14 protein-coding genes are annotated in these 12190 nt (G+C 61.6%); 11 read left to right on the top strand and 3 right to left on the bottom strand.

Features of this window, described 5'->3' with window-relative positions:
* Positions 1-4 precede the first annotated feature (4 nt).
* From ileS to ispH, 4 genes are all read left to right on the top strand, one after another.
* Positions 5-2836, top strand: a complete 2832-nt coding sequence (gene ileS, locus HX783_RS08340; RefSeq protein ID WP_159954098.1) for an isoleucine--tRNA ligase — start codon at positions 5-7, stop codon at positions 2834-2836.
* Entirely contained in the window at positions 2829-3338 is a 510-nt protein-coding gene (gene lspA, locus HX783_RS08335; protein WP_177016565.1) for a signal peptidase II, read from the top strand. The genes ileS and lspA overlap by 8 nt, the downstream gene beginning before the upstream one ends.
* A 7-nt stretch (positions 3339-3345) precedes the next feature.
* Positions 3346-3783 (top strand): FKBP-type peptidyl-prolyl cis-trans isomerase, encoded by a 438-nt coding sequence (gene fkpB, locus HX783_RS08330; RefSeq protein ID WP_010213263.1) that lies wholly within the window; start codon positions 3346-3348, stop codon positions 3781-3783.
* Between the two features lie 183 nt (positions 3784-3966).
* Positions 3967-4914 (top strand): 4-hydroxy-3-methylbut-2-enyl diphosphate reductase, encoded by a 948-nt coding sequence (gene ispH / locus HX783_RS08325; protein ID WP_083360219.1) that lies wholly within the window; start codon positions 3967-3969, stop codon positions 4912-4914.
* Here the strand turns inward: ispH and HX783_RS08320 are convergent.
* Positions 4868-5449 carry a GspH/FimT family protein gene (locus HX783_RS08320; protein ID WP_177016564.1) on the bottom strand — a complete coding sequence of 194 codons (582 nt, stop codon included), beginning with the start codon at positions 5447-5449 and terminating at the stop codon, positions 4868-4870. The genes ispH and HX783_RS08320 overlap by 47 nt on opposite strands.
* A gap of 206 nt (positions 5450-5655) precedes the next feature.
* Between HX783_RS08320 and pilV the strand changes: the two genes are divergently transcribed.
* The 5 genes from pilV (at position 5656) to thiO (ending at position 8983) form a co-directional block, all read left to right on the top strand.
* Complete coding sequence (gene pilV / locus HX783_RS08315; protein WP_177016563.1) at positions 5656-6156, top strand: type IV pilus modification protein PilV; 501 nt, start codon at positions 5656-5658, stop codon at positions 6154-6156.
* On the top strand, positions 6153-6860 hold the full coding sequence (locus HX783_RS08310) for a PilW family protein (RefSeq protein ID WP_177016562.1): 708 nt from the start codon (positions 6153-6155) through the stop codon (positions 6858-6860). The genes pilV and HX783_RS08310 overlap by 4 nt, the downstream gene beginning before the upstream one ends.
* Before the next feature lie 46 nt (positions 6861-6906).
* Positions 6907-7398, top strand: coding sequence for a PilX N-terminal domain-containing pilus assembly protein (locus tag HX783_RS08305; protein WP_371317660.1), 492 nt, complete (start codon positions 6907-6909; stop codon positions 7396-7398).
* Positions 7399-7409: 11 nt separating this feature from the next.
* Positions 7410-7811: a type IV pilin protein gene (locus HX783_RS08300; protein ID WP_177016560.1), complete on the top strand. Its 402-nt coding sequence runs from the start codon at positions 7410-7412 to the stop codon at positions 7809-7811.
* A 62-nt stretch (positions 7812-7873) separates the two neighbouring features.
* Positions 7874-8983, top strand: a complete 1110-nt coding sequence (gene thiO / locus HX783_RS08295; RefSeq protein ID WP_177016559.1) for a glycine oxidase ThiO — start codon at positions 7874-7876, stop codon at positions 8981-8983.
* Here the strand turns inward: thiO and HX783_RS08290 are convergent.
* Both HX783_RS08290 and HX783_RS08285 read right to left on the bottom strand, forming a co-directional pair.
* On the bottom strand, positions 8970-9203 hold the full coding sequence (locus HX783_RS08290) for a PP0621 family protein (protein ID WP_159954106.1): 234 nt from the start codon (positions 9201-9203) through the stop codon (positions 8970-8972). The genes thiO and HX783_RS08290 overlap by 14 nt on opposite strands.
* A gap of 126 nt (positions 9204-9329) precedes the next feature.
* A complete protein-coding gene (locus tag HX783_RS08285) occupies positions 9330-10355 on the bottom strand; it encodes an outer membrane protein assembly factor BamD (protein WP_159954107.1) in 1026 nt (341 codons plus the stop codon).
* 149 nt (positions 10356-10504) lie between these two features.
* On the opposite strand from HX783_RS08285, the gene rluD reads away from it, so the two are divergent.
* Both rluD and pgeF read left to right on the top strand, forming a co-directional pair.
* Entirely contained in the window at positions 10505-11467 is a 963-nt protein-coding gene (gene rluD, locus HX783_RS08280; protein ID WP_005784662.1) for a 23S rRNA pseudouridine(1911/1915/1917) synthase RluD, read from the top strand.
* Complete coding sequence (gene pgeF / locus HX783_RS08275) at positions 11464-12189, top strand: peptidoglycan editing factor PgeF (protein ID WP_177016558.1); 726 nt, start codon at positions 11464-11466, stop codon at positions 12187-12189. The genes rluD and pgeF overlap by 4 nt, the downstream gene beginning before the upstream one ends.
* Position 12190: the final 1 nt, after the last annotated feature.

The following is a 12190-nucleotide window of genomic DNA, read 5'->3' as shown; positions in this document are numbered from 1 at the left end:
TTAAATGACCGACTATAAAGCCACGCTAAACCTTCCGGACACCGCCTTCCCAATGAAGGCCGGCCTGCCACAGCGCGAACCGCAGATCCTGCAGCGCTGGGACAGTATTGGCCTGTACGGAAAGTTGCGCGAAATTGGCAAGGATCGTCCGAAATTCGTCCTGCACGACGGCCCTCCTTATGCCAACGGCACGATTCACATCGGTCATGCGCTGAACAAAATTCTCAAGGACATGATCCTGCGCTCGAAAACCCTTTCGGGTTTCGACGCACCTTATGTTCCGGGCTGGGACTGCCACGGCCTGCCGATCGAGCACAAAGTCGAAGTGACTTACGGCAAGAACCTGGGCGCGGATAAAACCCGCGAACTGTGCCGTGCCTACGCCACCGAGCAGATCGAAGGGCAGAAGTCCGAGTTCATCCGCCTGGGCGTGTTGGGCGAGTGGGACAACCCCTACAAGACCATGAACTTCAAGAACGAGGCCGGAGAGATCCGCGCCTTGGCCGAAATCGTCAAGGGCGGCTTTGTGTTCAAGGGCCTCAAGCCTGTGAACTGGTGCTTCGACTGCGGTTCGGCCCTGGCCGAAGCGGAAGTCGAGTACGAAGACAAAAAGTCCTCGACCATCGACGTGGCCTTCCCGGTTGCCGATGACGCCAAGCTGGCCGAAGCCTTTGGCCTGGCATCGCTGGCCAAACCGGCCGCCATCGTGATCTGGACCACCACGCCGTGGACCATCCCGGCCAACCAGGCACTGAACGTGCACCCGGAATTCACCTATGCCCTGGTGGACGTCGGTGACCGCCTGCTGGTGCTGGCCGAGGAAATGGTCGAAGCCTGCCTGGCACGCTACGAACTGCAAGGTTCGGTGATCGCCACCACCACCGGCACCGCGCTGGAACTGATCAACTTCCGTCACCCGTTCTATGACCGTCTGTCGCCGGTGTACCTGGCCGACTACGTCGAACTGGGTTCGGGTACGGGTGTGGTTCACTGCTCGCCCGCTTATGGCGTGGACGACTTCGTGATCTGCAAGAAGTACGGCATGGTCAACGATGACATCATCAACCCGGTGCAAAGCAACGGCGTCTACGTGCCTTCGCTGGAGTTCTTCGGCGGCCAGTTCATCTTCAAGGCCGACCAGCCGATCATCGACAAGCTGCGTGAAGTCGGTGCGCTGGTGCAAACCGACACCATCAAGCACAGCTACATGCACTGCTGGCGTCACAAGAGCCCGCTGATCTACCGCGCCACCGCGCAGTGGTTCATCGGCATGGACAAAGAGCCAGTCAATGGCGACACCCTGCGTGTGCGCTCGCTCAAAGCCATCGAAGACACCAAGTTCGTCCCGGCCTGGGGCCAGGCGCGCCTGCACTCGATGATCGCCAACCGTCCGGACTGGTGCATCTCCCGCCAGCGTAACTGGGGCGTGCCGATCCCGTTCTTCCTGAACAAGGAAAGCGGCGAGCTGCACCCGCGCACCGTCGAACTGATGGAAGTCGTGGCCCAGCGTGTTGAGAGCGAAGGCATCGAAGCCTGGTTCAAGCTGGACGCCGCCGAGCTGTTGGGCGACGAAGCGCCGCTGTACGACAAGATCAGCGACACCCTCGACGTGTGGTTCGACTCCGGCACCACCCACTGGCACGTGCTGCGCGGCTCGCACCCGATGGGCCACGAAACCGGCCCGCGTGCCGACCTGTACCTGGAAGGTTCGGACCAGCACCGTGGCTGGTTCCACTCCTCCTTGCTGACCGGCTGCGCCATCGACAACCACGCGCCGTACCGCGAGCTGCTGACCCACGGCTTCACCGTCGACGAGACGGGCCGCAAGATGTCCAAGTCGCTGAAAAACGTGATCGAGCCGAAAAAGATCAACGACACCTTGGGCGCCGACATCATGCGTCTGTGGGTAGCGTCGACCGATTACTCGGGCGAAATCGCCGTGTCGGACCAGATCCTGGCCCGTAGCGCCGATGCCTATCGCCGTATCCGTAATACCGCACGCTTCCTGCTGTCGAACCTGACCGGTTTCAACCCGGCCACCGACATCCTGCCGGCCGAGGACATGCTCGCCCTGGACCGCTGGGCCGTGGACCGTACCCTGTTGCTGCAGCGCGAGTTGCAGGAACACTACGGCGAATACCGGTTCTGGAACGTCTACTCGAAGATCCACAACTTCTGCGTGCAGGAGCTGGGCGGTTTCTACCTCGACATCATCAAGGACCGCCAGTACACCACCGGCGCCAACAGCAAGGCACGCCGTTCGGCGCAGACCGCGCTGTACCACATCTCTGAAGCGCTGGTGCGCTGGATCGCGCCGATCCTGGCCTTCACCGCCGACGAACTGTGGGAATACCTGCCGGGCGAGCGTAACGAATCGGTCATGCTCAACACCTGGTACGAAGGCCTGACCGAACTGCCGGCCGACTTCGAACTGGGTCGCGAGTACTGGGAAGGCGTGATGGCCGTCAAAGTGGCGGTGAACAAGGAGCTGGAAGTTCAGCGTGCGGCCAAGGCCGTCGGTGGCAACCTGCAAGCCGAAGTCACCCTGTTTGCCGAGGAAGGCCTGAGCGCCGACCTGGCCAAGCTGAGCAACGAATTGCGCTTCGTGCTGATCACCTCGACCGCCAGCCTGGCACCGTTTGCCCAGGCGCCAGCGGACGCCGTGGCCACCGAAGTACCGGGCCTCAAGCTGCAAGTGGTCAAGTCGGCCTTCCCTAAGTGCGCCCGTTGCTGGCACTGCCGTGAAGACGTTGGCGTAAACCCTGAGCATCCGGAAATCTGCGGTCGTTGCGTGGACAACATCAGCGGTGCCGGTGAGGTTCGCCACTATGCCTAACACCAGCCGTTTCGGACGTCTGGGCTGGCTCGTACTGAGCGTGCTGGTGCTGGTCATTGACCAGGTCAGCAAAGCTCATTTCGAAGGCGCCCTGGAGATGTTCCAGCAAATCGTGGTGATCCCGGATTACTTCAGCTGGACCCTGGCCTACAACACCGGCGCTGCCTTCAGCTTCCTCGCCGATGGCGGCGGCTGGCAGCGCTGGCTGTTCGCCGTGATCGCCGTGGTGGTCAGTGCCGTGCTGGTGGTCTGGCTCAAACGCCTGGGCCGCGATGACACCTGGCTCGCCATCGCCCTGGCATTGGTGCTGGGCGGCGCGCTGGGTAACCTTTACGACCGCATTGCCCTGGGCCATGTGATCGACTTTATCCTGGTGCATTGGCAGAACCGCTGGTACTTCCCGGCGTTCAACTTTGCCGACAGCGCCATCACCGTCGGTGCAATCATGCTGGCGTTGGACATGTTCAAAAGCAAGAAAACCGGAGAGACCGTCAATGACTGATCAGGTATTGGCTGAGCAACGCATCGGCCAGAACACGGAAGTCACTTTGCATTTCGCACTGCGCCTGGAGAACGGCGACACGGTCGACAGCACGTTCGACAAAGCCCCGGCGACCTTCAAGGTCGGCGATGGCAACCTGCTGCCGGGTTTCGAAGCGGCACTGTTCGGTTTCAAGGCCGGTGACAAGCGCACCCTGCAGATTTTGCCGGAAAATGCTTTTGGCCAGCCCAACCCGCAAAACGTACAGATCATCCCGCGTTCGCAGTTCCAGGACATGGACCTGTCGGAAGGCCTGTTGGTGATTTTCAACGATGCGGCGAATACCGAGCTGCCCGGCGTGGTGAAAACCTTCGATGACGCGCAAGTGACCATCGACTTCAACCACCCGTTGGCCGGTAAAACCTTGACGTTTGACGTCGAAATCATCGACGTTAAAGCGCTCTGATCAACGACGCTGGCTCCTGTGGGGCTGGTTTATGTGGGAGCTGGCTTGCCTGCGATAGCATCACCTCGGTGTACCTGATACACCCAGTCGTCTGCATCGCGGGCAAGCCCGGCTCCCACAGGGGCTCACTCCTGTAGAGTTGAGTCGATCCAATTTCTTGCCCTGCAAGACACGAGGCACAGCATGCAAATCAAACTCGCCAACCCCCGTGGCTTCTGCGCTGGTGTGGACCGGGCGATCGAAATCGTCAACCGCGCCCTGGAAGTCTTCGGGCCGCCGATTTACGTGCGCCATGAAGTTGTCCATAACAAATTTGTGGTTGAAGACCTGCGCGCGCGCGGTGCCATCTTTGTCGAAGAACTCGATCAGGTGCCGGACGACGTCATCGTCATCTTCAGCGCCCACGGCGTTTCCCAGGCCGTGCGCACCGAAGCTGCCGGCCGTGGCCTGAAAGTATTCGATGCCACCTGCCCGTTGGTCACCAAGGTGCACATCGAAGTCGCGCGTTACAGCCGCGACGGCCGTGAATGCATCCTGATCGGCCACGCCGGCCACCCGGAAGTCGAAGGCACCATGGGCCAGTACGACGCCAGTAATGGTGGCGCGATCTACCTGGTGGAAGACGAAAAAGACGTCGCCAACCTGCAAGTGCAAAACCCAGAGCGTCTGGCCTTTGTCACGCAGACCACCTTGTCGATGGACGACACCAGCCGCGTAATCGATGCCCTGCGCACGCGATTCCCAGCCATTGGTGGTCCGCGCAAAGACGACATCTGCTACGCCACGCAAAACCGCCAGGACGCGGTCAAGCAACTGGCGGACGAATGCGATGTGGTACTGGTCGTCGGCAGCCCCAACAGCTCCAACTCCAACCGCCTGCGCGAACTGGCTGAACGCATGGCCACGCCCGCGTACCTGATCGACGGCGCCGAAGACATGCAGCGCAGCTGGTTCGACGGCGTCGAGCGTATCGGCATCACCGCGGGCGCTTCGGCTCCCGAAGTGCTGGTGCGCGGCGTGATCCAGCAACTGCAGGCCTGGGGTGCCACCGGCGCCGATGAGTTGGCCGGTCGTGAAGAGAACATCACGTTCTCGATGCCCAAGGAGCTGCGGGTTCGCTCGCTGCTCTGAGTGCCGAGGTGCCGGAGTCCATCCGGCACAGCGCCTGCTCGGTGGTGTCGCTGCGCAGGCTGATGCGCCCGCTGGGTGCAAGTACTACCTGAAACAGGCTTTGCGCCTGGCCCGTGTCGCACACATGCACGGTGCCTGCACGGAAACCTCCGGCTGAAAATATCGGTTCGCCCAAGCCGCTGAAGCGCACCTGGCTCTTGACCGGCCCATTCCCGACAATCGGTATTTTCCCGCTGTCCTGTCGTTCCAACAGGACTGGGTTGTTGTCGTCCGAGTGGCCGCGTCCGCTTTCGTCCACGATCACTCGCCAGCCCAGGCTCCAGTCCTCCTGCCGTGCATGAATGACCACCGCACGATTGCGCGCAATCGCCTCGGTGCGGGCGTAGCGCAGCCCGCTGGCCAGCGACTGCGCAGCGGTTTGTCGTTGCTGCGACTCAAGCAAACCCCTGAAACCCGGCACTGCCAGGTTCGCCAGGATGCCGCTCAGAAGCAGGCTCAGCAGCAGTTCAATCAGGGTGAAGCCGCGTTGTCTCATGTGCCGTCCCTCCGTGGACGTAGTCAGTGTTTCAGGTGATAGGCCTAGGTATAGCGCCACTCTCTGGGTGTGCAGTGATGGCCTTTATGTCCAAAGTATTTCCCTTTGTTCCGAGAGCAGCGCCGGCCCAAAACCGACGCTAGTCTTGGGCCGCACAGCAGGTTTCTCCTGCTTTTTTTCGGCCTTCGACACGGATGACGACGGTAATGCTTGTTTGCCCCAACACAAACGCTGCCCGTGCTTTGCCCCGGCGCCAATCCGGCATGACGCTGATCGAGGTACTGGTGGCTGTGCTGATTCTTGCCGTTGGCCTGCTGGGCGCGGCGGTTATCCAGCTCAATGCACTCACGTACACCGACAGCTCAAGGATGATCAGCCAGGCCAGCTTCATTGCCTACGACATGCTCGACCGCGTTCGGGCCAACTCGGGCGCCGATTACTCTGGGGGCCGAAACGAAGGGAGCCGAAACGAAGGCGGCCCGCCCAGTACGGCTACCGCCAGCGTACGTGACCTGGACCTGCATGATTTCGAAGCCAATATCATCGGCTTTGCCGGGGCGAGCGCCAAAGGCTCTGTGGTGGTCAGCGGCAGCGAGGTCACCGTGAGTATCAGTTGGGACGATGCCAGGGCAGCGAAAAGCCGCGGCGCGCGGGAAACCTTCACCCTCACCAGCCGCATTGCCGGCGCGCGGGAGGTGGCGCAATGAGTCGCTGTGCGCGGGGTTTCAGCCTGGTGGAGTTGTTGCTGGCGCTGGCTATCGGGTTGGTGCTGATACTCGGGGTCAGCCAGGTCGTCATCAGCGCACGGGCCACCCATGCCAGCCAGCAGGCCGCCATGTTGCTGCAGGATGATGCGCGGTTTGTGCTGGGCAAGATCATTCAGGATGTGCGCCAGGCGGGCATGTTTGGCTGCCTGGCGACGGCCTATATCGATAACGCACCGGCCGCGTTTGAGCGGCCGGTCAGCTGGAGTGCCGCAGGGAGCGCCAGGTCACTGACGCTGGTCACCGCCGATTCGGGAGGCGAGGGCGGCAAGCCCGACTGGACGGTGCTCTCCGATTGCACCGGTACAGCCCAGGCCTATGCGGGCAGCTCGCCAGCACCGGCGCCTGGGCAGATCCGGTTTGCGCTACGCCAGCTCACCTACACCTTTGAAGCCGGGCAGTTGAAGGTCAGTACACCCGCAGCGCCGGCCAGGACGGTGCTGGTGGATAACGTTCAGGCGTTCGACGTCAGTTTTGGTGTAGCGGCCAAGCCCGGCGCCACGCGTGTGGTGCGCTATGACGCCAGCCCGGCGGACGAGTCGCTGATACGCAGCGTGCGCATCCAGATGACGCTGCGAGACCCGGCCGGGCGTGTTCAGGACCAGGTCTACAGCGTCGTGGCCGCGCTGCGCAATCGGCTGGGGTAGGGTGATTATGCTCAGCTATCACGGTTTTTACCTGCGTCAGACCGGCATGGTCCTGGTGATCAGCCTGGTGTTTCTGCTGGTGTTATCACTGATCGGCCTGGCGTCGATGCAAGGGGCTGTGTCCCAGCAAAAGATTGCCGGTGGCATCTGGCATCGTAATCAATCATTTCAGACTGCTGAAAGTGGGCTGAGGCTGGGTGAATTGATCGTGCAACGCACAGGGTCGGTGCTGCCGCTCTGCCAGTCGATCAGCGCCTGCGCGCCCCCGCAGGAGGCGTTTTCGGTGGTGGGTGCCGGGGCGAACCCTGTTTCAGCCGTCAATTGGGCTGCCCTGAAGGGCGGGCTGTATGGCGTTCAATCGCTGGGGCAGGCAGAGGGCGTGGTTGGTCTGCCCGCGCAAACGCCTGTCGCGTTGTTCCGCGTGACGGCTGTCGGGTTCAGTGGTCAGTCGCGCACGGTGCTGGAGACGGTGTATGCGCAGGTCAACGAAGCGCAAGGTCCGAAATTTCGTCGAGTTTTATGGCGTCAACTTCAATAAGGAGCGTATCAATGGGCAAGGATTGCCAAGGTTTTACCCTGATCGAGTTACTGATCGCTGTTGCGATCGTCGCGTTACTGGCCGCAGTCGCCTACCCCGGGTATACCGGCTATGTAAAAAAAGCCTACCGCGCCGAGATCGTTGCGTTGTTGTCTGAGCAAGTCCACTACCTGGAGCGCTTTTACACGCGCAACGGCACTTTTATTGATGCAAGCGGCGTCAGTGTGGGCAATGAACGCTATAGAATCAGCGCAGTATTAAACCCTCAGGAATTTCACCTGGTGGCCGCGCCTGCAGTCGGCTCAGTCATGGCAGGCGACCCTTGCGGTGAGTTCAGCTTGAGCAGTTCCGGCGTGCGCAGCAATCCGGGCGCGGCGCCTGACATGTCGCGCAAGGCGTGCTGGGGGCAATGATGAGAGTGCTGGATGAGTGGGCGCCGAGTGCGCTTTTCCCTTTTTATCGGCTGGATCAAGTGATGGCTAAGCAACAGCAAGTGGTGATTGTCGGTGGCGGAGTAATCGGGTTGTTGACGGCGTACAACCTGGCCACCCAGGGGCAGGCAGTCACACTGCTGGAGCGCGCGGGGCTTGGGCAGGAGTCTTCCTGGGCGGGCGGCGGCATTGTGTCGCCGCTGTACCCGTGGCGCTACAGCCCGGCGGTTACGGCTCTGGCGCATTGGTCCCAGGATTTTTATCCGCAACTGGCGCAACGGTTGTTCGCCGCCACGGGCGTTGATCCAGAGGTGCATACCACGGGTTTGTACTGGCTGGACCTGGACGACGAGGCCGAAGCACTGGCTTGGGCTGCCCGTGAAGGCCGGCCGTTGAGCAAAGTGGATGTGTCGGCTGCCCACGACGCGGTGCCGGTGTTGGGCGGGGGGTATTCCCAGGCGATCTACATGGCGAACGTGGCCAATGTGCGCAACCCGCGCCTGGTCAAATCCCTCAAGGCGGCGCTGTCGGCGTTACCCGGCGTGACTATCCATGAGCAGTGTGAGGTGAACGGTTTTGTCCTCAAGGGCGATAACGTCGTGGGCGTGAACACGGCTGCGGGGCCGATCCTTGGGGATCAGGTCGTGCTGGCGGCCGGTGCCTGGAGCGGGGAACTGCTGGGCAAACTGGGCTTGGCACTTCCCGTAGAGCCGGTCAAAGGCCAGATGATTTTGTACAAGTGCGCGTCAGATTTCTTGTCGAGCATGGTCCTGGCCAAGGGGCGCTATGCGATCCCGCGGCGTGATGGGCACATTCTGATCGGCAGCACGCTTGAACATGAAGGGTTCGACAAGACCCCGACCGACGCTGCGCTGGAAAGCCTCAAGGCTTCTGCGGTGGAATTGATTCCCGCGCTGGCGGACGCCGAGGTCGTGGGGCATTGGGCGGGTCTGCGGCCCGGCTCACCGGAGGGCATTCCCTACATCGGTGAAGTCCCAGGCCTCAAAGGGCTGTGGCTCAATTGCGGGCATTACCGCAATGGCCTGGTGCTCGCGCCAGCATCCTGCCAGTTGTTTTGCGACTTGTTGCTGGGGCGCACACCGATCATCGACCCGGCGCCCTATGCGCCTGAAGGTCGGCTCAACGCTGAATAGACTTCGGGCCTTGCTCCAGGTGTGCCTGGGTGCAGTACCACTGTTGGTTTGAACTCAGTGCGCGATCCTGCGGCAAATGCACGCCGCAGTGGGCGCAGCGCACCATCAAGGCTGCGTCGGGCTCGCCGCTGCGTTGCTGCTTGGCAGCCGGGCTTTTGAATTTGCGCCAGAACCATACCGCGGCAGCAATGACGGCAATCCAGAACAGTAGACGAAGCATGATGGGCAGTTTCTCGACAAGGAATGCGCCAGTTTAGCCAAGGTCGTAGCAGGCGCACAGCGCAATAATGCTGGCCCATAAAAAAGGGAGCCCCGAGGGGCTCCCTTTTTGCGTTGCGTCGAACAATCAGTCGAACACACCGAAGGTCATGTAGCTGAACCACGAACGGTCCTGGTTGTTGCCGAGGGCCTGCGGCTCCTGCTCTTCGATCACGTCGCCGTTTTCGTCGTGCGGCTTGAGCTCCGAAGGAATGGCTTCCTTGGCGTCCTGGTATTGCTTCATCACGTCCTGGTTGGCGCGGGTTTCGCCCGGCGGCAGCGGTGGACGGGATTCGATCAGGCCCAAGGTGTACTTGCTCAGCCACGAACGGTTGTCCGCTTCGGCAACCTGAGGCACGAACTGGCCGTCTTTCAGGCTTGGGTGATCCGGGTAGTTGAGTTTCAGGGTTTCCAGGCTGGTGGCCGCCAGGGCGTCCAGGTGCAGGCGCTGGTAAGCCTCGGTCATCACTGCCAGGCCGTCACCCACGGATGGGGTTTCCTGGAAGTTTTCCACTACATAACGGCCACGGTTGGCGGCTGCCACGTACGCCTGACGGGTCAGGTAGTAGTGGGCCACGTGAATCTCGTAGGACGCCAGCAGGTTGCGCAGGTAGATCATGCGCTGCTTGGCGTCCGGCGCGTAGCGGCTGTTGGGGTAGCGGCTGGTCAGCTGGGCGAACTCGTTGTAGGAGTCGCGGGCAGCGCCTGGGTCACGCTTGGTCATGTCCAGCGGCAGGAAGCGCGCCAGCAGGCCCACGTCCTGGTCGAACGAGGTCAGGCCCTTCATGTAGTAGGCGTAGTCCACGTTCGGATGCTGCGGGTGCAGACGGATAAAACGCTCGGCGGCGGACTTGGCAGCTTCCGGCTCGGCGTTCTTGTAGTTGGCGTAGATCAGCTCGAGCTGTGCCTGGTCGGCGTAGCGCCCGAACGGATAGCGCGACTCCAGGGCCTTCAGCTTCGCTGTGGCGCTGGTGTAGCTATTATTGTCCAAGTCTTTTTGAGCTAATTGATACAGCTCGACTTCGCTCAGGTTTTCGTCGACGACTTCCTTTGTTGACGAGCAAGCAGCAGTCATGGCGAGGATGGCGATCAGCAGCAGGTGTTTCACTTGCATGGCGGCTTGCGTCCCTATGACGGCCGCTGTCTTGGGCGGGGCCGTCCTGTTATGATGAGCGCCCCGTTGAAAGCCTCGGGGCAAAAGACGCCGTATTTAACCACAAGCGCGCAGCCGAAACCAAAGGCTGTGCCACGCCTAGTCTGAGCATGTCCGATAAAATTGAACTTCGCGCAGAGGTGCCGTCCGAATTGGGCGGCCAACGCCTCGATCAAGTCGCCGCACAATTATTCGCTGAGCACTCGCGCTCGCGCCTTTCCGCCTGGATCAAAGACGGCCGCCTGACTGTGGATGGAGCGGTTATCCGCCCGCGAGACATAGTCCATGGCGGTGCGATTCTTGAGCTGACTGCCGAGCAGGAAGCCCAGGGAGAATGGGTCGCCCAGGACATCGAGCTGGACATCGTCTATGAAGACGACGACATCCTGGTCATCAATAAACCCGCAGGCCTGGTGGTTCACCCGGCAGCCGGGCACGCTGATGGCACCTTGCTCAATGCCCTGTTGCACCACGTGCCGGACATCATCAATGTGCCGCGCTGCGGCATCGTGCACCGCCTGGACAAGGACACCACCGGCCTGATGGTGGTGGCCAAGACTATCCAGGCCCAGACGCAGTTGGTCACACAATTGCAGAGTCGCAGCGTCAGCCGCATCTACGAATGCATCGTGATCGGCGTGGTGGTAGCAGGTGGCAAGATCAACGCGCCTATCGGCCGCCACGGCCAGCAGCGCCAGCGTATGGCGGTGATGGAAGGCGGTAAGCAAGCCGTCAGCCACTACCGTGTACTGGAGCGTTTTCGCTCCCACACGCATGTGCGGGTCAAGCTGGAAACCGGTCGTACGCACCAGATTCGCGTGCACATGGCGCACATTAACTTCCCGTTGGTCGGAGATCCGGCCTACGGCGGTCGCTTCCGTATTCCGCCGGCGGCGAGCCAGACCATGGTCGAATCGCTGAAATCCTTCCCGCGCCAGGCACTGCATGCACGTTTCCTGGAGCTGGATCATCCGACGAGCGGTAAGCGGATGAGCTGGGAATCGCCTCTTCCAGACGATTTGGTCTGGTTGTTGTCGCTGCTCAAGCAGGATCGCGAGGCGTTTATCGGATGAGTGACTGGCTGATTCCTGACTGGCCCGCGCCGGCCGGGGTGAAAGCCTGCGTCACCACACGAGCGGGCGGCGTCAGTCTGGCGCCGTTCGACAGCCTCAATTTGGGCGATCATGTCGAGGACAGCCTTGAGGCCGTTCTTGAAAATCGCCGTCGCCTTACCGATGCCTTTGATATTCAGCCTGCGTGGCTGCGCCAAGTCCACGGCACCACGGTGGTCGAAGCTGATCCGTCGCGCACCGCCGAAGCCGATGGCAGTTGGACCAGCACCCCCGGCATTGCCTGCACATCAATGACCGCCGATTGCCTGCCCGCGTTGTTCTGCAACCGTGCCGGCACACGTGTGGCCGCCGCCCATGCCGGTTGGCGTGGCCTGGCGGCAGGCGTGCTCGAAGCGGCGTTCGAACGCCTGGAGTCCGAGCCCGACGATGTGTTGGTCTGGCTCGGCCCGGCCATCGGCCCGCACGCCTTTGAAGTCGGCCCGGAAGTGCGCGAAGCGTTTATGCAGCAGTTGCCCATCACTGCCCAAGCCTTTGTACCAAGCCGTAACCCTGGCAAGTACATGGCCGATATCTATGAGTTGGCGCGCCTGCGCCTGGCCGCTCGCGGTGTCACCGCTGTTTATGGTGGTGGTTTCTGCACCGTGACCGACCCACGTTTCTTTTCTTACCGCCGCAGCGCTCGCACCGGTCGGTTTGCCTCCCTGATCTGGCTTGACCGCTAGA

Source organism: Pseudomonas sp. D2002, assembly GCF_013385735.1.
Lineage (GTDB): Bacteria > Pseudomonadota > Gammaproteobacteria > Pseudomonadales > Pseudomonadaceae > Aquipseudomonas.
The sequence above is the reverse complement of the archived record's forward strand: the minus strand, read 5'-3'. Positions and strand labels throughout refer to the sequence as shown.

Bases quoted from the DNA above. Each gene is read 5' to 3' on its own strand.
- ileS (WP_159954098.1), top strand. From the start codon at position 5: ATGACCGACTATAAAGCCACGCTAAACCTTCCGGACACCGCCTTCCCA.
- lspA (WP_177016565.1), top strand. From the start codon at position 2,829: ATGCCTAACACCAGCCGTTTCGGACGTCTGGGCTGGCTCGTACTGAGC.
- ispH (WP_083360219.1), top strand. From the start codon at position 3,967: ATGCAAATCAAACTCGCCAACCCCCGTGGCTTCTGCGCTGGTGTGGAC.
- HX783_RS08320 (WP_177016564.1), bottom strand. From the start codon at position 5,449: ATGAGACAACGCGGCTTCACCCTGATTGAACTGCTGCTGAGCCTGCTT.
- pilV (WP_177016563.1), top strand. From the start codon at position 5,656: ATGCTTGTTTGCCCCAACACAAACGCTGCCCGTGCTTTGCCCCGGCGC.
- HX783_RS08310 (WP_177016562.1), top strand. From the start codon at position 6,153: ATGAGTCGCTGTGCGCGGGGTTTCAGCCTGGTGGAGTTGTTGCTGGCG.
- HX783_RS08305 (WP_371317660.1), top strand. From the start codon at position 6,907: ATGGTCCTGGTGATCAGCCTGGTGTTTCTGCTGGTGTTATCACTGATC.
- HX783_RS08300 (WP_177016560.1), top strand. From the start codon at position 7,410: ATGGGCAAGGATTGCCAAGGTTTTACCCTGATCGAGTTACTGATCGCT.
- thiO (WP_177016559.1), top strand. From the start codon at position 7,874: ATGGCTAAGCAACAGCAAGTGGTGATTGTCGGTGGCGGAGTAATCGGG.
- HX783_RS08290 (WP_159954106.1), bottom strand. From the start codon at position 9,203: ATGCTTCGTCTACTGTTCTGGATTGCCGTCATTGCTGCCGCGGTATGG.
- HX783_RS08285 (WP_159954107.1), bottom strand. From the start codon at position 10,355: ATGCAAGTGAAACACCTGCTGCTGATCGCCATCCTCGCCATGACTGCT.
- rluD (WP_005784662.1), top strand. From the start codon at position 10,505: ATGTCCGATAAAATTGAACTTCGCGCAGAGGTGCCGTCCGAATTGGGC.
- pgeF (WP_177016558.1), top strand. From the start codon at position 11,464: ATGAGTGACTGGCTGATTCCTGACTGGCCCGCGCCGGCCGGGGTGAAA.